We start from the raw sequence: 21,769 nt of genomic DNA on the forward strand, positions 1-21,769 counted from the left end.
TTCCTATGTAATAACACGATCCGTCCTACTTTGGCGTGTCCGTTTGTGCTGTGTCAGTGACTTTAAAGCGCAGCACGCCGATTACTTGGCCATCTTCAGTGAGCACCCGCACTTGCCAACGGCCCACGGCATTCGTCGGGAAGTTCTGCTTGTGCGTCCAGGCCCGGTAGCCTTCCTTGCGCCCGCCGTGGATGTCCAGGGCAATGCGGTCGACTTCTTTGCCGTTGAACTGCCACACATGGTAAATGCGCTCATCCAGCCCGCGCGGTGCGTTGATTGCGGTGTAGGCGAACAGGCCGCTGCTGCGCAGTTGGCTGGCGCTGACTTCCTTGAGGTCATCGCCGGGGGTGCGGTCCTGCAATTGGGTGCTGATCGCCACTTCGGTCATCCACAGTGTGGCCGGCGGCACCCAGCTGCGCAGGAACCAGCCCGCGCAACCAATCGCCGCCGTGACACCCAGCAGCATCAGCCAACCCTTGACGCTGCGCAGCGGCAGGCTGACGGCCAGGCTGGGGATCGACAAGGCCATCGCCACCCCCAGCGCCAGTTTGTAACTCTCGGCGGTGGTCAGGTGCAGGATGATCGGCAGCGCGGTGAGCAAGGCCGCAAACAGGGTCAGGGTGTGCAGCGCCAGGAACAGTGAGCGCTTGGGCGCCAGCCATTTGTAGTACAGCGGGTCAGTGATCGAGATGAGCGCAGCCGCGCCCAGCAACCCGGTGAAAATCGACTGGCTGCTGTTCCAGGTGGTGGTGACAAAAAAGAACGGCAGGACAAAGAACAAGCTTTCCTGGTGGATCATCTGTGTGGCGTAGCGCAGCAGCGGTTCGGGGATCTCCCGCTTGAAGACTTTGCTGAACAACTGGGTGAAGCTGTTTTCCAGCATCAGCCACAGCCAGCTCACCAGCATGATGATCGCGATCCAACTGGCCATGCCTTGTTGGCGGTCCACCAGGATGAAGCTGCCCACCCCCGAGATAAAACCACCGAGTGCAATCACCCCTGGGTAGCGCTTCATCAGTTCGAGGATGCGCTGTATGAAATGGGTCAGGTTTGGCATTCGGTGGTTCGCAGTCTTCGTAGGAAAAAATCCCAGACAGAATAACGCCTTAGCTCGTTGCCGGGCGTGTCATTGCACAATTGCTTTGCGATAACGGCGCAGCGCAATCAGCACAATGGCGATCAGCCCCAGAACACCTGCGGTGAGCCAGCCCAAGGCCGTGTAACTGAGCAGCGGCTTTTCGATGCGCCAGTAGCCTGGCTGGCTGAACAGCTGGCGCATGGCCTGGTCGGCCTGCGCCAGGCTGACGGCCTTGATGCGCTTGGCCGGGTCGCTGAATCGGCCATCGGCGTAGTCGGCAAAGGCGCCCCAATAATAGTCGGCCAGTGCGCTATTGCCCTGCACGGCCCAGGCCTGGCGGTCGATGGCGGCGTGTTGCAGGCGGCTGAAGGTGGCCGGGTCGAGGCCGTCCTCAAGCAGCCTGGCCTTGAGAGCTTCAAGGACCTGTTCGGCTTCGGGCAGTTTGTCGCGGTCCAGGTCGGCATTGAGGCTCATGAAGCCCACGCCGCCCAGCACTTGGCGCTCGCTCCATGGACCGTAGGACAGGCCGTGCTGCAGACGCAACTGGCGATACAACGCCCAATCCAGGTAGTCCTTGAGCAGGTCGTAGGTGGCATCGTGCTGGTCGTCCAGTATCGGTTCGGGGAACAGCCAGTACAGTTTGGCGCCATCGCCGACCCAGCCACGGATCAGGTCGCGATGGGGCGCAGCAGCCCGTTGGATTTGCGGCAAGGGGCGATGTTCGCTGGGGTCTACCGGCTCAAGCTGGCCATAGGTGCGTTCCAGATAGGCCGGCAGCAGCTTGTCGAGGTCGCCGACAATGATCAGGGTCATGTTGTTGGGGGCGTACCAGGCCTGGCGCACTGTCTCCAACTGGGCGCGGGTCAGGTGTTCGACCTCGGCGCGCTCGGCGCATTTGAGGCCCAGCTCCACCGCCAGTTGGTTGCTGGCGTTATGGCCCAGGTCCTGGCGGTCCAGCAGGCGTTGCAGGTGCGAATAGTGGCCGCCGTCTTCGCGCTCCACCACTTGCTTGGCCGCGTTGATCGCAGCCTCGCTCAGTTGGGTACGGGTCAGGATCGCCTTCAGCAGGTCCAGCACCTTGCGCTGGTTGCGCGCCGGCGCCTCGATGACGAAGGTGGTGTCGGCATTGCTGGTGTAGGCGTTCCACTCCCCGCCCAGGGCCTGCATCTGTTCTTCCAGTTCACCTTCGCCGCCGCCGTCGATGCCGCTGAATAGCAGGTGTTCGAGCAGGTGTGGCAGTTCCTTGTCCGGGCAACTGAAGTCATCCAGGCCCACGCCGACTACAAGGCGGATCGCCACATGCCCGCGCTCGGTACCCGGCTTGAGCAGCAATTGCAGGCCGTTGGGCAGCATATAGCCTTCGACCTGCAAGCGATCAAAGGCAAAGGCGTGGGCCGAGCCTATGAGCAGGCAGGCGAATAACAGGCGACGCATAACGGGGTTCCTAGCGAGCAATAACGGTTGAAACTGGCTTTTTGTGGGAGCGGGCTTGCTCGCGATGCAGGCACCTCGGTGTATCGGTTACACCGCAGTGATGCTATCGCGAGCAAGCCCGCTCCCACACAAGCCCGCTCCCACATTGGTCAGGCGGTATTTTTAACTGACTCCCGGGGTGTGCGGTTCGTTCAGGGCGAATGGGTGATGTCGGCCATACTGTCCGCCGCCAGTGCGCCGGTCTCGGAGGTTTCCAGCACGACATAAGCGCTGCTGCAAAACAGCGAGTTCAGGCGTTTCATGTCGGCAATCAACTCCAGGTGCAGGGAACTGGTCTCGATGCTTTGCACGATCTTGCGCTGCAGGCGACTGACATGAGCGTGGGCCAGGCGCCGCTCCTGGGCGCGGAAGCGGCGCTTTTCGCGCAGCAATTGGCGGGCGCTTTCCGGGTCGGCGCTGAGAAACACCGACAGGCCCAGGCGCAGGTTGGCGATCAATTGGCTGTGCAGGCCCGCCAGCTCTTCCAGGCCCACTTCGGAAAAGGAGCGGCGCTGGGAGGTTTTCTGTTGCTGGACCTTGCGCAACATGCGTTCGATCAAGTCACCGGCCAGTTTCAGGTTGATCGACAGTTCGATGATCTCGGCCCAGCGCCGGCTGTCGTGCTCGCTGAGGTCTTCCCGGGGCATTTGCGCCAGGTACAGCTTGATCGCGCTGTAGAGCGCCTCGACATCATCGCTGAGGCTGCGTATTTCCTGGGTGATGGCCGTTTGTTTGCCGCGCAGCACTTCCAGCATGGCGGCCAGCATGTTGTCGATCAGGTCCCCAAGGCGCAGGGTCTCCCGCGCGGCGTTGGCCAGGGCCAGGCTCGGGGTGGTCAGCGCCGTCGGGTCGAGATGGCGGGGTTTGGCCAGCCCGTTGGCCTCCGGGCGTTCCGGCAGCAGCCAGGCACACAGGCGTGCCATGGGGCCGATGGTGGGCAGCAGGATCAGGCAGCGGGTGACGTTGTAGAGCAGGTGAAAGGTGATGACCATGCCTTGGGCGCTGTAGTCCAAGGTGTCCATCCACCGCACCAGGGGATCCAGGACGGGAATGATCAGCAGCAGGCCGATCAGTTTGTAGAGCAGGCTGCCGAGGGCCACTTGGCGGCCGGCGGCGTTTTGCATGCTGGTGCTGAGGAAGGCCAGCACCCCGCTGCCGATATTGGCACCGATCACCAGGCCAATGGCCACATGCAGGCCAATGACGCCAGCGCCGGCCAGTGTCGCTGTCAGCAGCACGGCGGCCAGGCTGGAGTAGGAAATCATCGCAAACAACGCGCCCACCAGGGCGTCGAGCAGGATGTCGCCGGTCAGTGAGGCGAACAGGACTTTGACGCCCTGGGCCTGGGTAATCGGCCCGGCGGCTTCGACGATCAGTTGCAGAGCAAGGATGATCAAGCCCAGGCCGATGCCGACCCGGCCCATCTGCCCGGCGCGCGTCTGTTTGCGCGACAGGAAGAAGATCACGCCGAGAAAGATCAGCAGCGGCGACAACCACGACAGATCCAGGGTCAGCACCCGTGCCATCAGCGCCGTACCGACGTCGGCGCCAAGCATGGTCGCCAGGGCGGGTGTCAGGCCCATCAGGCCCTGGCCGACAAACGATGTCACCAGCATTGCCGTGGCGTTGCTGCTTTGCACCATGGCGGTGACGAGGATCCCGGCAATGAACGCCAGCCAGCGCCTGGCCATGTTCTGCCCGATGACCTGGCGCAGGTTGGAGCCGTAGACCCGCAGGATGCCGGTACGGACGATGTGCGTGCCCCAGATCAGCAGGGTCACCGCAGAAAGAAGATTGAGCAGGGTCAGCATGCTCGGCCCCCTGTATTGAGTCGTGCTCGAAGTGGAGCAAAAAGTGCCGCGTGCCGTTTTGTGTTGTGTACTTAAGCTGTAGTTGGCGAACGGCCTGTGTGCCAGCATCGCATAGCTAAACTTGGCTTTGAAACAAAACGGTCATGAAATCAGCTTTTTGCGGGCGAAAAAAAGGGGGCTCACCAGAGCCCCCCTTTCGGTCATCTCGGGTTTATTGACCCGGAATGTCCTTGCGCAGTTTCACTGGATCCTGCTGCTTTTTCTTCTTCGCGATGGCGGTACGCATCTTGATGTTGACCGCTTCTACCGCCAGGGAGAACGCCATGGCGAAGTATACGTAGCCTTTTGGCACATGCACGTCGAAGGATTCGGCGATCAGCACCGTACCCACCACCAGCAGGAACGACAGCGCGAGCATTTTCAGCGACGGGTGCTTGTCGATGAACGCACTGATGGTGCCTGCGGCCAGCATCATCACCAGTACCGCAACGATGATCGCCGCGACCATGACCGGTACGTGGGAAACCATGCCCACGGCGGTAATCACCGAATCCAGGGAGAACACGATGTCGATGATGGCGATCTGGATGATGGTGTAGATGAACTTGCCACCCTTGCCTGTCGGCTCGTCGTGGGTTTCGTCTTCACCTTCCAGGGCGTGGTACATCTCCTGGGAGCTTTTCCACAGCAGGAACAGGCCACCGAAGAACAGGATCAGGTCACGACCGGAAATACCCTGGTCCAATACCACGAACAGGTCGGCGGTCAGTTGCATGACCCAGGTGATCGACAGCAGCAACAGGATCCGGGTGATCATGGCCAGGGCGAGGCCGAAGATCCGAGTGCGCGCCTGCATATGCTTGGGCATGCGGCTGACCAGGATCGAAATCATGATGATGTTATCGATGCCCAGGACGATCTCGAGTGCCGTCAAGGTGAAGAAGGCAATCCAGATCTCCGGATTGGTCAGCCATTCCATATGTGTTCCTTTGCGCGAGTGTTAGACCGCGCCGGGGGGAAGGCCGGCGCGGTGGGTTGTTACGATTATAGAGTGCTGAACAGCGGGAATGTGCCCAACAGCAATGCGGCAACCATTATGCACAGGCACACCAGGACTGCCCACTTCAGGGTGAAGCGCTGGTGATCGCCGAACTCGATACCGGCCAGGGCCACCAGCAGGTAAGTCGAAGGCACCAGCGGGCTGAGCAAGTGTACCGGCTGGCCAACAATCGAAGCACGGCCCATTTCTGCGGCGGTGATGCCGTAATGGCTGGCGGCTTCGGCCAGTACAGGCAGTACGCCGTAGTAGAACGCATCGTTGGACATGAAGAACGTGAACGGCATGCTGACCAGCGCGGTGATCACCGCCAGGTACGGGCCCATGGCTTCAGGGATGACCGCCAGCAGGCTCTTGGACATGGCGTCGACCATGCCGGTGCCCGACAGGATACCGGTGAAGATGCCCGCGGCGAAGATCAGGCCAACCACTGCCAGCACGCTGCCTGCGTGGGCGGCAACGCGGTCTTTCTGCTGTTGCAGGCACGGGTAGTTGACGATCATCGCGATACTGAAGGCCACCATGAACAGCACTGGCAGCGGTAACAGACCGGCGATCAGGGTGCACATCAGGACCAGGGTCAGCGCGCCGTTGAACCAGATCAGTTTCGGGCGACGGGCATCGGGGAACTGCGAGACGCTGATTTCGCTGTGGTCGATTTCATCGCCTTGCAGGTGCAGCACGCCAAGACGGGCGCGCTCGCGCAGGCCGTACATATAGGCAATCACCAGGATGGCCACTACGCCGGCGGCCATGGCCGGGATCATCGGTACGAAGATGTCCGAGGGGTCCACGTGCAGGGCACTGGCGGCGCGGGCGGTCGGGCCGCCCCAGGGGGTCATGTTCATCACGCCACCGGCGAGGATGATCAGGCCGGCCATGATTCGCGGGCTCATGCCGATGCGCTTGTACAGCGGCAACATGGCGGCCACGCAAATCATGTAGGTGGTGGCGCCGTCACCGTCCAGGGACACCACCAGCGCGAGCACGGCAGTACCGACCGAGACTTTCAGCGGGTCGCCCTTGACCAGCTTGAGGATCTTGCGCACGGCCGGGTCGAACAGGCCGGAGTCGATCATCAAGGCAAAGTAGAGGATGGCAAACATCAGCATCACGCCGGTGGGGGCGAGCTTGGTGATGCCTTCGAGCATCATCGGGCCGATCTTTGGCGCGAAGCCACCGAACAGCGCGAACAGGATAGGCACGATGATCAAGGCGATCAGCGCCGACAGGCGCTTGGTCATGATCAGGAACATGAACGTGATGACCATGGCAAAGCCAAGGAAAGTCAGCATAGGAATACTCCAGGCGTAGCGCGGCTAGGGAATGGCGAACCGGGTGGGGTCAGCGCAGAACGAAAAGCGCGGGGCGTACGGGGGGAGTGGGAGAAAACAGGCGGGTACGAGCGGACATCAGAATCACCATTGTTGTTGTTAATTGGGCCCCTGTGCATAAAAGCGCTCAGGTTGGCCAACCGGTCTATTGCCGGTAGTGAGGGCGATCCTAATCGTGAAAGCTTTCAGCCAGCTTTCGCTGAGCAATCAGGTTATGGCGATATGTTTCGTGGGAATGGTCTGTTTTTGATGCTCGAAATATGCGATTGACCTCTGTAGGAGCTGGCTTGCCAGCGATGGCGATCGACCTGTTGCAGGGCTGTTGCCTGACACGCCGCCATCGCCGGCAAGCCGGCTCCTGCAGTTGAAACGCGATCAACGGGTTTTAAGGCAGCTGCAGCCCGCCAGCGGCTTTGTGCAGCGCGCGCAGGTGTTCACCGACTTGCTTGAGATTGGCCTCGCAGGCAGCAATTTCCGCCGCTCGCGCCGGCTCCAGCAGCGCCCTCACCTCTTTATCCAGGTCGCCGGTCAGCGATTGCAGTTGTTTCTGGCGCAAGGCGCTTTCTGATTCCAGGCGCTGCCATTCCTTGGGTTGGGGCAAGCCATAGCCGCTGCTGCCGAGCAGTTCCGCCGGGCGGCTGAGGAAGCCGCTGTTGGCGAGGATCTGCTGCAAAGTGGCATCGGCCTTGGCCATGCCGCCGTTCTTCAACTCGCGGGCGCCGAGGTAGCGTTGTTTGACCTCATCCTGGGCGAGCATCAGTTGTTTGCGAAAACTGGCCTGTTCCAGCAGCAGCAATGCTGCGCTGGTGCGCAGGTCAGCCTTGCCGAACCATGCCCGGCGTTGCCCGGCGCTCAAGCTCAGCCAGTCTTCGACCTCGGTTTGCGGGATCGGCAGATGTTTTTTCAGCACGTCGAACATTGCCTGGTAGCGCTCACGGAAGGAGTCGAAGTGATAGCCCAGGCGCAAGGCTTCGCGGCGGTCGTCCAGCACGCTGGTGTCGGCCAGTCCACGGGCCTTGAGCACTTCGAGCAAACCGTTGGGGGTGATGTTGTCCAGGGCTGTCAGTTGCGGGTTGGCGCTGCCGCTGCGCAGCAGTTTCAGGCCTTCGACCGCGCAGTTGTTGGAGAGGAAGTAGTAATTGCCGTCGTAGCTCCAGTGCATTTCGGCGGCGTGTTCGACGGTTTCGTTGATCTCCTTGCGTGTGAGGATCAAGGGCACCGAAGCCAGGCCGCGCAGTTCAGTTTTGGTGTACTCGTCGATCACTTGGGCCAGGGGCAGTACGAACAGGCGTGATGGGTATTTGCCTACCAGGCCGTCCCAACTGGATAGCTGCACATCGCCTACGAAAGCGCGGTAGGACAACACCAGATGCTGGTCCAGGTCCAGGCGGCAATCCGGGCCACGGGGGCGGCCCGGCGCACAGATCACCAGGCGCAGCATGCTGTGGCCCCAGCGGCTCACCAGGTTCTGGTTGGCTTCGGCCAGCAGGTAGTCGATGGCGTACACGCGCTCTGGGTCGACCTGGCCCAAGGGTGTCTTGGCAAAATCGTTGCCGGCGTTGAGGAAGGCGAAGGTGTTGGCGCAAGCGTCCTTGGCCGGCGGTGCCCAGCCGAAGTGTTGCTGGTAGTAGCGATAGAGAGCAGGGCGACGGCAGGCGTAGCTCGGGTCGAGGAGGAAGTACTCCATATTGACCGCGACGAACTCCTTGGGGTTGGTGATTTCGTACAGGTCCGGGCTGCGGGCCACTTGGCGGTTGTGTTGCTCGCGCTCGCCACGGCGGCCGACGTATTGCGGCCAGCCGGCCAGGTCGAGCAAGCGTGGGTCATCGCTGAGGGTGAAACGCCGGTCGTTCTGGCCGCGGCATTGGTCGGGCAGGCCGATCAGGCCAGTGATGTTGTTCTGGCGGCTGCAGCGTTGGATCAACGAGCGCTGCTCCTGGGGCCACAGGCGCGCGCGATCATAGATGTGGGTCAGTTCATGTAGCACGGTGGCGAGCAGTTCTCGGCGCACGGTGCCGTGGGGGCGCTGGGTCTGTTGGGTGGCAGCGGTGCCGTCGGTCAGACTGGCCAGCAGCTTGCGGTTGAGGTCCAGTTCGGACACCAGCGACGCCTGGCCATAGGCATTGGCGGGCATGTCGTCGGTCCAGCCGACGTCAATGCGCCGGTCCAGTTGCTCGATGAAGCGCGGCGGCAGCGCCTGCATGGCTTCATCAAGCAATGCCTGGCTGGCCTGCTGTTGGGCTGGGCTCAGGCCGTCGGTCTTGAGCCGTAGTTGCAGGCTGGCCTGGGCGGCGCTGCCAGTCAGCAGTACCGTCGCCGCCAATAGCCAGGCGGTGAAGCGCCTCACAATGCGAGGATGGCTTGCGCGAGAACCTGGTCGCTGGCGTTGCGGGCTTCTGGCACGCGGGTTCGCAAGGTGTCGAAGGCGGCTTCCAGTTGCGCGCCGCGGATATCGCCGTTGCTGGCGACAAAGCTGGCAGCGTCGTCGTGGGCTTCGCGCACGACTTTGGAGTCGCGGATGGAGGTGGTGGTGTCCGAGGTGAAATCAATGGTGCGGCCGAAGGCACGAACAATGATGTTACTGGTGGCCACGAGGGTTTGTGCCTGGGCGATATCGGCCAGCAGGAACAGGCCGAGAGCAGCTGCGATCAACGGGCGACGCATGGAATGACTCCAAAAAGGTAAAGATGATTATTGGACGAGAATTGCCTGGGCCAGTTCAAGGTCACTGGACTTAAGTTTTGGCTGGGTACGATGCAGGTAGTCCAGTGCGCTTTCCAGCCGGGCGCCCCGCCATTGGCCGTCAGTGGCAATGAATGCGGCAGCGTCATCCTGGGCTGCCAATATCAATTTACGATCGAACGGTGCCGACGTCACTTTACTGGTGGCATAGGCGCTGGCGACGAGGCCTTGGGTGGACAGATCAAAGGCTTGGGCCGGGCCGGCCCCGCACATGGCAAGCACTGTGGGAACAATCAACGAACGGTATGAAAAAGCCATGGGACTCGACAACTGAAAACGAGCGCCAAGGCTAGCGTAATGCCCGGGCGAGAGCCAGCGCGGGCATCCCTATGTAGGCGCCGGCAAGCCGGCTCCTACATAACAGATTCGTCTCAGATGGCCAGGATGGCCTGGGCCAGTTGCGCGTCAGTAGCGCTATTGAGTTGCGGTGCTTGTTGGCGAATCTGCGCCAGGGCGCTTTCCAGCTTCACGCCACGGATAGCGCCTTGGCTGGCGACGAAGCTGGCAGCGTCGTCACGGGCTGCACGGACAACCTTGTTGTCGCGCAGGGACGAGGTGGCATCTGAAGTGGCGTCGGAAGTGGCTTTGAGCGCGCCGACAATCGAGTCGGTGGTCACGATCAGGCTGGTAGCGCCGGCGTTGGCAGCTACGGCAAGCAGGGCGGCAGCGCTCAGTAGACGAAGACGGGACATGGGTGACTCCTGTGTATGAAACGAAGAAGGTGGCGCAGGGCTGATGACGGGATAGTAGCTGGCGCCCATCTGTTCGGGTAGTGCGCGATGGGAAGTCGTTGCCAGGGAGGGCAATTTAGCCGGTACAAGTCAGGGTGACTTTAATTGTACTGGTCTGATTTTGTATTTTTTAAACTGTAATGGTCTGGATGATAAAGGATGCGATCGTGTGGGGTTTCAGCCTCCCAGAAACAGCAGAGCCCGCCTCCGGTTGCCCGGGGCGGGCTCTGCTACAACAATTCGGGGTGCTGGCGGTGGACCCTACAGGTCAGGGCCAGCAGGCGCTAAATCAACGCCAGAACGGCTTGCTCAGCTCTTCGTAGCGTTGAGCTTCGCTGATCCCGGCATCGGCCAGCAGACGCGAGTCCAGACGAGCCAGCTGATGACGGCTGGAAATGCGGCGCTGCCACAACATCAGGTTGGCGATAACGCGCAGAGGCAGGGAGGCCTGGGTGTTTACAGCTTTCTCTTCGAAGAACAGTTCGGAACTGAGTGTACGTTCCATGATGACATCCTTCCGCTTGTGGCGGGATTAGGTAGTGGTTTAACTGATGCCAATGATCCTCCTCCGGCGCAAGACTCTCTAGATACAGTTCACCTGTATTGTGAGGGGCCAGTTAACTGTTTATAGCGGCTGTACTGTACATAAATGGGGCAACTGTACCTATTGGCACTTTTTTGGTGCGTTTTTGGCATTGCAGAAAGGATTTGTAAGGTTTTACGGTAGGAAATGACCGGTACAGCAGTACAGTTTTTGTGGAAAGTGCCACGCTTGGATCCGGGCGAATGCAACTGTGTTTGCATTCGCCCGGATGTACATCGATCAATCTTTGAGCATGTGCCCGGTTTCTTCCAGGTTGATGTGCCAGCTGAGGGCTTCGCGCAGGATATGTGGAGTGTGCCCGCCGATGGCGCAGGCGGCGGTGTAGTAGTTGTTGAGGGCGTCACGGTAGTCAGGGTGCACGCAGTTATCGATGATCACCCGGGCCCGCTCCCGTGGCGCGAGGCCGCGCAGGTCGGCCAGGCCAATCTCGGTCACGAGAATGTCGACATCATGCTCGGTATGGTCGACATGGCTGACCATCGGTACCACGCTGGAAATCGCCCCGCCCTTGGCAATGGACTTGGTGACAAAGATCGCCAGGTGCGCATTGCGGGCGAAATCCCCTGAGCCGCCAATGCCGTTCATCATTCGCGTACCACAGACGTGGGTGGAGTTGACGTTGCCGTAGATGTCGAACTCCAGCGCGGTGTTGATGCCGATGATACCCAGGCGGCGCACCACTTCCGGGTGGTTGGAAATTTCCTGCGGGCGCAGCACCAGCTTGTCCTTGTAGCGCTCCAGATTGCCGAATACGTCGGCATTGCGCCGCTGCGACAAGGTGATCGAACTGCCGGAAGCAAAGCTCAGCTTCCCGGCGTCGATCAGGTCGAAGGTCGAGTCCTGGAGGACTTCGGAATACATGGTCAGGTCTTCGAACGGTGACTCGATCAAGCCGCACATCACGGCGTTGGCGATATTGCCGATACCGGCTTGCAGCGGGCCGAGCTTGTTGCTCATGCGCCCGGCATCCACTTCCTGCTTGAGAAAGTTGATCAGGTGGTTGGCGATCCACTGGGTATCGTTGTCGGGCGGCGTCACCGTGGACGCGGAGTCTGCCTGGTGGGTGATGACGATGGCGACGATCTTCTCCGGCGGGATCGGGATCGCGCTGCTGCCGATGCGGTCATCGACCTTGACCAGCGGGATCGGCGTGCGGGTCGGGCGGTAGGTTGGGATATAGATGTCGTGCAGGCCTTCCAGGTTCGGATTGTGCGCCAGGTTGATCTCGATGATCACCTGCTTGGCAAAAATCGCGAAGCTGGCGGAGTTGCCCACAGACGTGGTGGGCACGATATGGCCTTGCTCGGTGATGGCCACGGCTTCAATCACCGCGATGTCCGGCAGCTTGAGTTGGTTGTTGCGCAACTGTTCGACGGTTTCCGACAGATGCTGGTCGATAAACATCACTTCGCCGGCATTGATGGCCTTGCGCAGGGTGCTATCGACCTGGAATGGCATGCGGCGCGACAGCACGCCTGCTTCGGTCAGTTGCTTGTCCAGGTCGTTACCCAGGCTGGCGCCGGTCATCAGGGTGATTTTCAGGGGCGAGGACTTGGCGCGTTCGGCCAGGGCGTGGGGCACAGCCTTGGCTTCACCGGCGCGGGTAAAGCCGCTCATGCCGACGGTCATGCCGTCCTCGATCAGGGCGGCAGCATCGGTGGCGCTCATGACCTTGTTCAACAGCGAAGGCAAGCGGATACGATCACGGTACATGGATTGTTATCTCGGGCAACGGAGGCAAGGTGGGCAGTCTAGTGATTTCAAAGGCGTTCGTCCCGCTACCATGGTCGAATGCCAGGTGGCGATTTAGAGCCTTTGGTCGGGTTTTTCCCGTCAATAAAAAACCCCAGCCTACGGGAGGCCGGGGTTTTGGGTATTGCGCTGGAGCAGTGTTTATTCGACGGCCTTGACCATGTCTTCGATGACCTTCTTCGCATCGCCGAAGACCATCATGGTCTTGTCCAGGTAGAACAGTTCGTTATCCAGGCCGGCGTAACCACTGGCCATCGAGCGCTTGTTGACGATGATCGTCTTGGCCTTGAAGGCTTCGAGAATCGGCATGCCGGCGATAGGCGATTTCGGATCGTTCTTGGCAGCCGGGTTGACCACATCGTTGGCGCCGAGCACCAGCACCACGTCGGCCTGGCCGAACTCGGAGTTGATGTCTTCCATTTCGAACACCTGGTCGTAAGGCACCTCGGCCTCGGCCAGCAGCACGTTCATGTGGCCGGGCATGCGGCCCGCCACCGGGTGGATCGCATACTTCACGGTGACGCCGCGATGGGTCAGCTTCTCGGTCAGCTCTTTAAGGGCGTGTTGTGCCCGTGCTACCGCCAGGCCATAGCCTGGGACGATGATCACGGTGTCGGCGTTGGTCAGCAGGAAGGTCGCGTCGTCGGCCGAACCGGATTTCACCGGGCGTGCTTCTTTTGAACCGGCTGGCCCTGCTGCATCCGGCGTATTGCCGAAGCCACCGAGCAGCACATTGAAGAACGAGCGATTCATCGCCTTGCACATGATGTAGGACAGGATCGCACCGCTCGAACCCACCAGGGAGCCGGCAATGATCAGCATCGAGTTGTTCAGCGAGAAACCGATACCTGCCGCAGCCCAGCCGGAGTAGCTGTTGAGCATCGACACCACTACCGGCATGTCCGCGCCGCCAATCGGGATGATGATCAGCACGCCCAGCACGAAGGCCAGGGCCAGCATCAGCGCAAAGGCGCTGAGGTTGCCGGTGAACATAAACACCAGGCCCAGGCCCAGGGTGGCCAGGCCCAGCACCAGGTTCAGCTTGTGCTGGCCGCCGAACTGTACCGGTGCGCCCTGGAACAGGCGGAACTTGTACTTGCCCGACAGCTTGCCGAAGGCGATTACCGATCCGGAGAAGGTAATGGCACCAATGGCGGCGCCGAGGAACAATTCCAGGCGGTTGCCCGCAGGAATCGCGTCGCCCAGTTGCTTGACGATCCCCAGGGACTGCGGCTCGACCACGGCAGCAATGGCAATGAACACGGCGGCCAGGCCGATCATGCTGTGCATGAAGGCGACCAACTCCGGCATCTTGGTCATTTCCACGCGCTTGGCCATGATCGAGCCGGCGGTCCCGCCGATCAACAGGCCGACAATCACGTAGCCGATGCCGGCAGTGGCCAGCTCAGCGCCCAGCTTATAGATGAGGCCCACGGTAGTGAGCACCGCCAACGCCATGCCGAGCATGCCGAACAGGTTGCCGCGCCGGGAGGTGGTGGGGTGCGACAGGCCCTTGAGGGCCTGGATAAAGCAGATCGACGCGATCAGGTAGAGCGTCGTCACAAGGTTCATGCTCATTACTTTTGCACCTCTTCTTTAGCCTTGGGCGCTTTCTTCTTGAACATCTCAAGCATCCTGCGGGTAACCAGGAAACCACCGAATACGTTGACGGCCGCCAGCGCCACGGCCAGGGTGCCCATGGTCTTGCCCAGCGGTGTAACGGTGAGTGCGGCCGCGAGCATGGCGCCAACGATCACAATCGCCGAGATTGCGTTGGTCACTGCCATCAACGGCGTATGCAGTGCGGGGGTAACGTTCCAGACCACGTGGTAACCGACATAAATCGCCAGCACGAAGATGATCAGGTTGTAGATGCCGGGGGAGATAAGCTCTTCCATCGTCTGAATCCCTGCTTAGGCGTTTTTGCGGATGACTTGGCCGTCGCGGCACATCAGGCACGCGGCGACGATGTCGTCTTCGAGGTTGATTTCAAACTGCCCTTCCTTAGTGAAGACCAGCTTCAGGAAGTCCAGCAGGTTGCGCGCATACAGGGCCGAAGCATCGGCAGCCACTGCGCCGGCAAGGTTGGTCGGGCCACAGATGGTCACGCCGTTTTCCACTACCACCTGGTCGGCGACGGTCAGGGGGCAGTTGCCACCTTGGGCGGCGGCCAGGTCGATCACCACGGAGCCGGGCTTCATCTGGGCGACGGTTTCGGCGCTCAGCAAAGTCGGGGCCTTGCGGCCCGGAATCAGGGCGGTGGTGATGACGATATCGGCTTGCTTGGCGCGCTCGTGCACAGCCAGGGCCTGGCGCTGCATCCAGCTGGAGGGCATCGGGCGAGCGTAGCCGCCGACACCGACGGCGCATTCGCGCTCTTCATCGGTCTCGTAGGGCACGTCGACGAACTTGGCGCCGAGGGATTCGATCTGCTCCTTCACGGCCGGACGTACGTCGGACGCTTCGATAACCGCACCCAGGCGTTTCGCCGTAGCGATCGCCTGCAGGCCGGCGACGCCGGCGCCGAGGATCAGCACGCGAGCGGCTTTCACTGTACCTGCGGCGGTCATCAGCATTGGCATGAAGCGCGGATAGTGATGGGCCGCCAGCAGTACCGCCTTGTAGCCGGCAATGTTGGCCTGGGAGGACAGCACATCCAGGCTCTGCGCACGGGAGGTGCGTGGGGCGGCCTCCAGGGCGAAGGCAGTGATGCCATGTTCGGCCAGTTGGGCGATGGTTTCGTTGCTGAACGGATTGAGCATGCCCACCAACACGGTGCCGCTTTTAATCAGCGTCAGCTCGCTGTCGCTGGGGGCGACCACCTTGAGAATCAGCTCGGCGCCAAACGCGTCGCTGGCACTGCCAATGGTGGCGCCTGCCGTTTCATAGGCACTGTCGACGACGCTGGCTTTAATGCCTGCACCGCTTTGTACAGTGACCTTATGGCCCTGGCCGATCAGCTTCTTGATGGTTTCCGGGGTTGCAGCAACCCGCGTTTCACCGGTCTGGGTTTCGAGAGGAACACCAATGTGCACGTCAAATCTCCTGCATGATCTTTTTGCTTTTGATTTTTGTAAAAAGGCCAGTGCACCGCGAGTGGCGCAACTGGGGCGGCCGATCAGCACGACCCCGCTGAAATGACAGCAGGGCGCGGCATTTTGCAGGCGAACTTTACGGCCTTCAAGGGATTATGACGGGTGACGAAAAATTAACTACAAGTCACCCTGTGACTGATTGTCGCAATAAGCCAGAATAACCTCTTGGAATACAGGTGTTTAAAGGCTTTTTGCGGAAAAATACGATTTTTGCAATGGTCGACGTGAATAGCCGGTCATGGGCTGCGAATAATAGCCGTAGGGCATGCAGTTATTGGCTTTCAGGCAATTTTTAAGTCGAGCGGTACAGTCTGTCTAAAGGCGACATATAATTATATCTGTAGTGCTATAAATAATCTGACTACAAGGTCAGCAAATATCGAAGGCTTCTAGAATTGGCGGCTGTAGCGCTGCGCCTGATCAGTCAGCCAGTCTCGAAAGGCGTGCAATGACGCGGATTCGACCTTTCTCTCGGGAATCATCAGGTAATAGGCCTTGCTGCTGCTCAACGCCTGTTGGTTGGCGATCACCAACTGTTTCTCGCCCAGTTCCCGCTGAATAAGGAACGGCGGTATCAGTGCAATCCCCATGTCATGCATGGCCGCCTGGGACAGCATGGAGAATAGCTCGTAGCGCGGGCCTGTCATGTCCCGCGGGATGTTCAATTGCTGGGCGTTGAACCATTGGCGCCAGGCGTAGGGCCGTGTGGTTTGTTGCAGTAGCGGTAACTCGGCAATGTCTTCTGCGCTGAAGTGCGAGCGCTGCCCCAGCAGTCGTGGGCTGCAGACGGGCAGTGGGTTTTCTCCCATCAGTCTGTGGGATTCGGTACCGGACCAGTCGGCATCGCCGAAATACACCGCGGCATCGAACTCCGTGTCGGCAAACAGGAACGGGCGGGTACGGTTGGTCAGGTTTACGGTGACTTCGGGGTGTTGCTGCTGGAAGTCCTTGAGGCGTGGGATCAGCCACTGTGTGCCGAACGTGGGCACCACCGCCAGCTCGATCACATTGGCGCCTTGCTGGCCCATCACCGACAGGGTGTCGCGTTCCACTGCGTCCAGTTGCGTCGCCACTCGTCGACTATAGGAAAGCCCGGCCTCCGTGAGCTTTACGCCACGCCGCGAGCGACGAAACAGTTCGATACTCAAAAACTCTTCCAGGCTGGCGATCTGTCGGCAGATCGCACCCTGGGTAATGGAAAGCTCCTGTGCGGCCTTGGTAAAGCTTTCGTGGCGAGCGGCCGCCTCAAAGCTGATGAGGGCCGTGGTGCTGGGGATTTTCCTGCGCATGTACCGTACCCTCACTAATGAAAGGTGTTTTTATCTTTATCAAACGTTACGGAGTGAGAAATTAGCACAACGCTATGCAAAAACCTCGTTTGCCCTCTTCGCCTGCCCGGCCTAGGCTCCATGCACGACTTTTGATTTACTTCTCGAGGACTCACTCATGGGTGGCAAGGCAAGCTTCAACTGGATCGATCCACTGCTGCTGGATCAACAGCTCACCGAAGAAGAGCGCATGGTGCGCGACAGTGCCGAGCAGTTCGCCCAGGACAAGCTGGCGCCGCGTGTGCTTGAAGCCTTCCGTCATGAAAAGACCGATCCCGCGATTTTTCGGGAAATGGGTGAGACCGGTTTGCTGGGCGCGATGATTCCCGAGCAGTACGGTGGCAGTGGCTTGAACTATGTCAGCTACGGCTTGATTGCCCGTGAAGTGGAGCGTGTCGACTCCGGCTACCGGTCGATGATGAGTGTGCAATCCTCCCTGGTGATGGTGCCGATCAATGAGTTCGGTACTGAAGCGCAAAAACAGAAGTACTTGCCCAAGCTGGCCTCGGGTGAGTGGATTGGTTGCTTCGGCCTGACCGAGCCAAACCACGGATCGGACCCGGGCGCGATGATTACCCGTGCGCGCAAGGTAGATGGTGGCTACAGCCTGACCGGCAGCAAGATGTGGATTACCAACAGTCCGATTGCCGATGTGTTTGTCGTCTGGGGCAAGGACGACGCTGGCGATATCCGGGGCTTTGTCCTGGAAAAAGGCTGGAAGGGGCTGAGTGCGCCAGCGATCCACGGTAAGGTTGGTTTGCGTGCTTCGATTACCGGCGAAATCGTCATGGACAACGTATTCGTTCCCGAGGAAAACATCTTCCCGGATGTGCGGGGCTTGAAAGGTCCGTTCACCTGCCTGAACTCGGCACGTTACGGTATCTCTTGGGGCGCCTTGGGGGCCGCAGAGTTCTGCTGGCACACTGCGCGCCAGTACACCCTTGATCGCCAGCAGTTCGGGCGCCCATTGGCAGCTACCCAACTGATCCAGAAAAAGCTGGCCGATATGCAGACCGAGATCACTCTTGCCTTGCAGGGCTGTCTGCGCCTGGGGCGGATGAAAGATGAAGGAACGGCGGCGGTGGAGATTACTTCGATCATGAAGCGCAATTCCTGCGGCAAGTCCTTGGATATCGCCCGCATGGCCCGCGACATGCTGGGGGGTAATGGCATCTCCGATGAGTTCGGGATCGCCCGGCACCTGGTCAACCTGGAAGTGGTGAATACCTACGAAGGCACGCATGACGTTCATGCGCTTATCCTCGGGCGTGCCCAGACCGGTCTCCAGGCGTTCTATTAATAGGAGTGTGACCATGGGCGCGCTATCGCATCTGCGGGTACTGGATTTGTCACGGGTGCTGGCTGGGCCTTGGGCCGGGCAGATTCTTGCCGACCTTGGCGCTGAGGTGATCAAGGTCGAGCGGCCTGGCAGTGGTGACGATACCCGCGCCTGGGGGCCGCCCTTCCTTAAGGATGCTTATGGTGAGAACACCAGTGAAGCGTCCTACTACTTATCGGCCAACCGTAATAAGGAATCGGTGACTATCGACTTCACCCGGCCAGAGGGTCAGAAGCTGGTCCGGGACCTGGCGGCGAAGTCAGATATCTTGATCGAAAACTTCAAGGTCGGCGGCTTGGCGGCGTATGGCCTGGACTATGAGTCGCTCAAGGAAATCAATCCTGAGCTGATTTATTGCTCTATCACCGGGTTTGGTCAGACGGGGCCGTATGCGGCGCGCGCTGGCTATGACTTCATGATCCAGGGCTTGGGCGGATTGATGAGCCTGACGGGTCGCCCTGAGGGTGATGAGGGGGAAGGTCCGGTCAAGGTAGGTGTGGCACTGACTGACATCTTGACCGGGCTTTACTCGGCGGTGGCGATTCTGGCGGCCATGGCGCATCGCGATCATGATGGTGGTGGCCAGCATATCGATATGGCGTTGTTGGACGTCCAGGTCGCTTGCCTGGCCAATCAGGCGATGAATTACCTGACAACCGGGGTATCCCCCAAGCGGTTGGGTAATGCGCATCCGAATATTGTGCCGTATCAGGATTTTCCCACGGCCGATGGCGACTTTATTCTTACGGTGGGCAATGACAGTCAGTTTCGTAAGTTTGCCCAGGTTGCCGGGCAGCCGCAGTGGGCTGATGATCCGCGGTTCGCCACTAATAAGCTGCGGGTGGCCAATCGGGCGGTGCTCATTCCATTGATTCGCCAGGCAACGGTGTTCAAGACCACGGCCGAGTGGGTGGCCCAACTTGAGCAGGTCGGTGTGCCCTGCGGGCCGATCAATGACTTGGCGCAGGTGTTTGCCGATCCGCAAGTGCAGGCGCGTGGGTTGGCTATAGAGCTGCCTCACCCGCTGGCAGGCAAGGTACCTCAGGTGGGGAGCCCTATACGGTTGTCCAAGACGCCTGTGGAGTATCGGAGTGCGCCTCCCCTGCTGGGTGAGCATACGGCTCGGGTGCTCAGCCAGGTGCTGGGGTTGGGGACGGCTCATGTGGCGGCTTTAAAGGAGGCGGGGGTTATATGAAGTGCTTCTTCTATATAGAGGGGTTTCTATATGGAAAGAATTGGTTGTTTTTTAATCGATCGTAAGTAATTGATAGAAAAGTAAAATCAAGGGTTGACGGCAGATTCTGGAAGCCTATAATTCGCCCCACTTCCGGCGCAGTCGAAACGGAAAACTCCTTGGTAAACAAAGAGTTATGCAGGATTCGACAGCGAGGCGCTTCAGTTCATCGAAGCCCAGAAGGAGTGGGTAGGGCAGGGTTGTTTGGCTCTATCGACGTTTCGATCCTCTGGTTCGAAAGCGGAGAAAAAGAGGTGTTGACAGCAGCGTGTAACGCTGTAGAATTCGCCTCCCGCTGACGAGAGATCGAAAGCGCAAGTGGTTGAAGTTGTTGAGGAAATCCTCGAAAACTTCTGAAAATAACCACTTGACAGCAAGTGAGGCTGCTGTAGAATGCGCGCCTCGGTTGAGACGAAAGATCTTAACCAACCGCTCTTTAACAACTGAATCAAGCAATTCGTGTGGGTGCTTGTGGAGTCAGACTGATAGTCAACAAGATTATCAGCATCACAAGTTACTCCGCGAGAAATCAAAGATGTAACCAACGATTGCTGAGCCAAGTTTAGGGTTTCTTAAAAACCCAAAGATGTTTGAACTGAAGAGTTTGATCATGGCTCAGATTGAACGCTGGCGGCAGGCCTAACACATGCAAGTCGAGCGGTAGAGAGAAGCTTGCTTCTCTTGAGAGCGGCGGACGGGTGAGTAATGCCTAGGAATCTGCCTGGTAGTGGGGGATAACGTTCGGAAACGGACGCTAATACCGCATACGTCCTACGGGAGAAAGCAGGGGACCTTCGGGCCTTGCGCTATCAGATGAGCCTAGGTCGGATTAGCTAGTTGGTGGGGTAATGGCTCACCAAGGCGACGATCCGTAACTGGTCTGAGAGGATGATCAGTCACACTGGAACTGAGACACGGTCCAGACTCCTACGGGAGGCAGCAGTGGGGAATATTGGACAATGGGCGAAAGCCTGATCCAGCCATGCCGCGTGTGTGAAGAAGGTCTTCGGATTGTAAAGCACTTTAAGTTGGGAGGAAGGGTTGTAGATTAATACTCTGCAATTTTGACGTTACCGACAGAATAAGCACCGGCTAACTCTGTGCCAGCAGCCGCGGTAATACAGAGGGTGCAAGCGTTAATCGGAATTACTGGGCGTAAAGCGCGCGTAGGTGGTTAGTTAAGTTGGATGTGAAATCCCCGGGCTCAACCTGGGAACTGCATTCAAAACTGACTGACTAGAGTATGGTAGAGGGTGGTGGAATTTCCTGTGTAGCGGTGAAATGCGTAGATATAGGAAGGAACACCAGTGGCGAAGGCGACCACCTGGACTGATACTGACACTGAGGTGCGAAAGCGTGGGGAGCAAACAGGATTAGATACCCTGGTAGTCCACGCCGTAAACGATGTCAACTAGCCGTTGGGAGCCTTGAGCTCTTAGTGGCGCAGCTAACGCATTAAGTTGACCGCCTGGGGAGTACGGCCGCAAGGTTAAAACTCAAATGAATTGACGGGGGCCCGCACAAGCGGTGGAGCATGTGGTTTAATTCGAAGCAACGCGAAGAACCTTACCAGGCCTTGACATCCAATGAACTTTCTAGAGATAGATTGGTGCCTTCGGGAACATTGAGACAGGTGCTGCATGGCTGTCGTCAGCTCGTGTCGTGAGATGTTGGGTTAAGTCCCGTAACGAGCGCAACCCTTGTCCTTAGTTACCAGCACGTAATGGTGGGCACTCTAAGGAGACTGCCGGTGACAAACCGGAGGAAGGTGGGGATGACGTCAAGTCATCATGGCCCTTACGGCCTGGGCTACACACGTGCTACAATGGTCGGTACAGAGGGTTGCCAAGCCGCGAGGTGGAGCTAATCCCATAAAACCGATCGTAGTCCGGATCGCAGTCTGCAACTCGACTGCGTGAAGTCGGAATCGCTAGTAATCGCGAATCAGAATGTCGCGGTGAATACGTTCCCGGGCCTTGTACACACCGCCCGTCACACCATGGGAGTGGGTTGCACCAGAAGTAGCTAGTCTAACCTTCGGGAGGACGGTTACCACGGTGTGATTCATGACTGGGGTGAAGTCGTAACAAGGTAGCCGTAGGGGAACCTGCGGCTGGATCACCTCCTTAATCGACGACATCAGCTGCTCCATAAGTTCCCACACGAATTGCTTGATTCATTGAAGAAGACG

Annotated in this window: 17 protein-coding genes and 1 rRNA gene; 3 read left to right on the forward strand and 15 right to left on the reverse strand. The window is 59.3% G+C overall.

Annotated features, from left to right (window positions below; genetic code table 11):
* Window positions 1-25: 25 nt before the first annotated feature.
* From HZ99_RS17910 to HZ99_RS17980, 15 genes are all read right to left on the reverse strand, one after another.
* Entirely contained in the window at window positions 26-1,057 is a 1,032-nt protein-coding gene (locus HZ99_RS17910) for a DUF5924 family protein (protein WP_038444877.1), read from the reverse strand.
* Between the two features lie 69 nt (window positions 1,058-1,126).
* Entirely contained in the window at window positions 1,127-2,512 is a 1,386-nt protein-coding gene (locus HZ99_RS17915; protein ID WP_038444879.1) for a M16 family metallopeptidase, read from the reverse strand.
* Window positions 2,513-2,703: 191 nt separating this feature from the next.
* Window positions 2,704-4,362, reverse strand: a complete 1,659-nt coding sequence (locus tag HZ99_RS17920) for a Na/Pi cotransporter family protein (protein WP_038444881.1) — start codon at window positions 4,360-4,362, stop codon at window positions 2,704-2,706.
* A 211-nt stretch (window positions 4,363-4,573) separates the two neighbouring features.
* Window positions 4,574-5,341, reverse strand: a complete 768-nt coding sequence (locus tag HZ99_RS17925; RefSeq protein WP_038444883.1) for a TerC family protein — start codon at window positions 5,339-5,341, stop codon at window positions 4,574-4,576.
* A gap of 65 nt (window positions 5,342-5,406) precedes the next feature.
* A complete protein-coding gene (locus tag HZ99_RS17930) occupies window positions 5,407-6,714 on the reverse strand; it encodes a CitMHS family transporter (protein WP_038444885.1) in 1,308 nt (435 codons plus the stop codon).
* Window positions 6,715-7,138: 424 nt separating this feature from the next.
* Window positions 7,139-9,100 (reverse strand): DUF4105 domain-containing protein, encoded by a 1,962-nt coding sequence (locus HZ99_RS17935; protein ID WP_038444887.1) that lies wholly within the window; start codon window positions 9,098-9,100, stop codon window positions 7,139-7,141.
* Window positions 9,097-9,417, reverse strand: coding sequence for a DUF2388 domain-containing protein (locus HZ99_RS17940; protein ID WP_038444889.1), 321 nt, complete (start codon window positions 9,415-9,417; stop codon window positions 9,097-9,099). Before HZ99_RS17940 ends, HZ99_RS17935 begins: the two co-directional genes overlap by 4 nt.
* Before the next feature lie 27 nt (window positions 9,418-9,444).
* Window positions 9,445-9,753, reverse strand: a complete 309-nt coding sequence (locus tag HZ99_RS17945; RefSeq protein WP_038444891.1) for a DUF2388 domain-containing protein — start codon at window positions 9,751-9,753, stop codon at window positions 9,445-9,447.
* A 113-nt stretch (window positions 9,754-9,866) separates the two neighbouring features.
* Window positions 9,867-10,187 (reverse strand): DUF2388 domain-containing protein, encoded by a 321-nt coding sequence (locus HZ99_RS17950; protein WP_038444893.1) that lies wholly within the window; start codon window positions 10,185-10,187, stop codon window positions 9,867-9,869.
* 328 nt (window positions 10,188-10,515) lie between these two features.
* The gene (locus HZ99_RS17955; protein WP_012721550.1) at window positions 10,516-10,731 is read right to left on the reverse strand and encodes a DUF1127 domain-containing protein; all 216 of its coding nucleotides are present in this window, start codon (window positions 10,729-10,731) and stop codon (window positions 10,516-10,518) included.
* Window positions 10,732-11,049: 318 nt separating this feature from the next.
* The gene (locus HZ99_RS17960) at window positions 11,050-12,543 is read right to left on the reverse strand and encodes an acetyl-CoA hydrolase/transferase family protein (protein WP_038444897.1); all 1,494 of its coding nucleotides are present in this window, start codon (window positions 12,541-12,543) and stop codon (window positions 11,050-11,052) included.
* Between the two features lie 180 nt (window positions 12,544-12,723).
* Window positions 12,724-14,160 carry an NAD(P)(+) transhydrogenase (Re/Si-specific) subunit beta gene (locus HZ99_RS17965; RefSeq protein ID WP_038444899.1) on the reverse strand — a complete coding sequence of 479 codons (1,437 nt, stop codon included), beginning with the start codon at window positions 14,158-14,160 and terminating at the stop codon, window positions 12,724-12,726.
* Window positions 14,160-14,480, reverse strand: a complete 321-nt coding sequence (locus tag HZ99_RS17970; RefSeq protein ID WP_003233786.1) for an NAD(P) transhydrogenase subunit alpha — start codon at window positions 14,478-14,480, stop codon at window positions 14,160-14,162. Before HZ99_RS17970 ends, HZ99_RS17965 begins: the two co-directional genes overlap by 1 nt.
* Before the next feature lie 15 nt (window positions 14,481-14,495).
* Window positions 14,496-15,617 (reverse strand): Re/Si-specific NAD(P)(+) transhydrogenase subunit alpha, encoded by a 1,122-nt coding sequence (locus tag HZ99_RS17975; protein WP_038444902.1) that lies wholly within the window; start codon window positions 15,615-15,617, stop codon window positions 14,496-14,498.
* Window positions 15,618-16,066: 449 nt separating this feature from the next.
* Window positions 16,067-16,966, reverse strand: a complete 900-nt coding sequence (locus tag HZ99_RS17980) for a LysR family transcriptional regulator (RefSeq protein WP_038444903.1) — start codon at window positions 16,964-16,966, stop codon at window positions 16,067-16,069.
* Between the two features lie 157 nt (window positions 16,967-17,123).
* Between HZ99_RS17980 and HZ99_RS17985 the strand changes: the two genes are divergently transcribed.
* The 3 genes from HZ99_RS17985 to HZ99_RS17995 all read left to right on the forward strand — a co-directional run bounded on the left by HZ99_RS17985 (window position 17,124) and on the right by HZ99_RS17995 (window position 21,707).
* Window positions 17,124-18,305, forward strand: coding sequence for an acyl-CoA dehydrogenase (locus HZ99_RS17985; protein ID WP_038444904.1), 1,182 nt, complete (start codon window positions 17,124-17,126; stop codon window positions 18,303-18,305).
* 13 nt (window positions 18,306-18,318) lie between these two features.
* Window positions 18,319-19,539 carry a CaiB/BaiF CoA transferase family protein gene (locus HZ99_RS17990; RefSeq protein WP_038444905.1) on the forward strand — a complete coding sequence of 407 codons (1,221 nt, stop codon included), beginning with the start codon at window positions 18,319-18,321 and terminating at the stop codon, window positions 19,537-19,539.
* 631 nt (window positions 19,540-20,170) lie between these two features.
* Window positions 20,171-21,707: ribosomal RNA gene (locus HZ99_RS17995) — 16S ribosomal RNA — on the forward strand.
* Window positions 21,708-21,769: the final 62 nt, after the last annotated feature.

Origin of the sequence: Pseudomonas fluorescens, from assembly GCF_000730425.1 — a bacterium.
GTDB lineage: Bacteria > Pseudomonadota > Gammaproteobacteria > Pseudomonadales > Pseudomonadaceae > Aquipseudomonas > Aquipseudomonas fluorescens_X.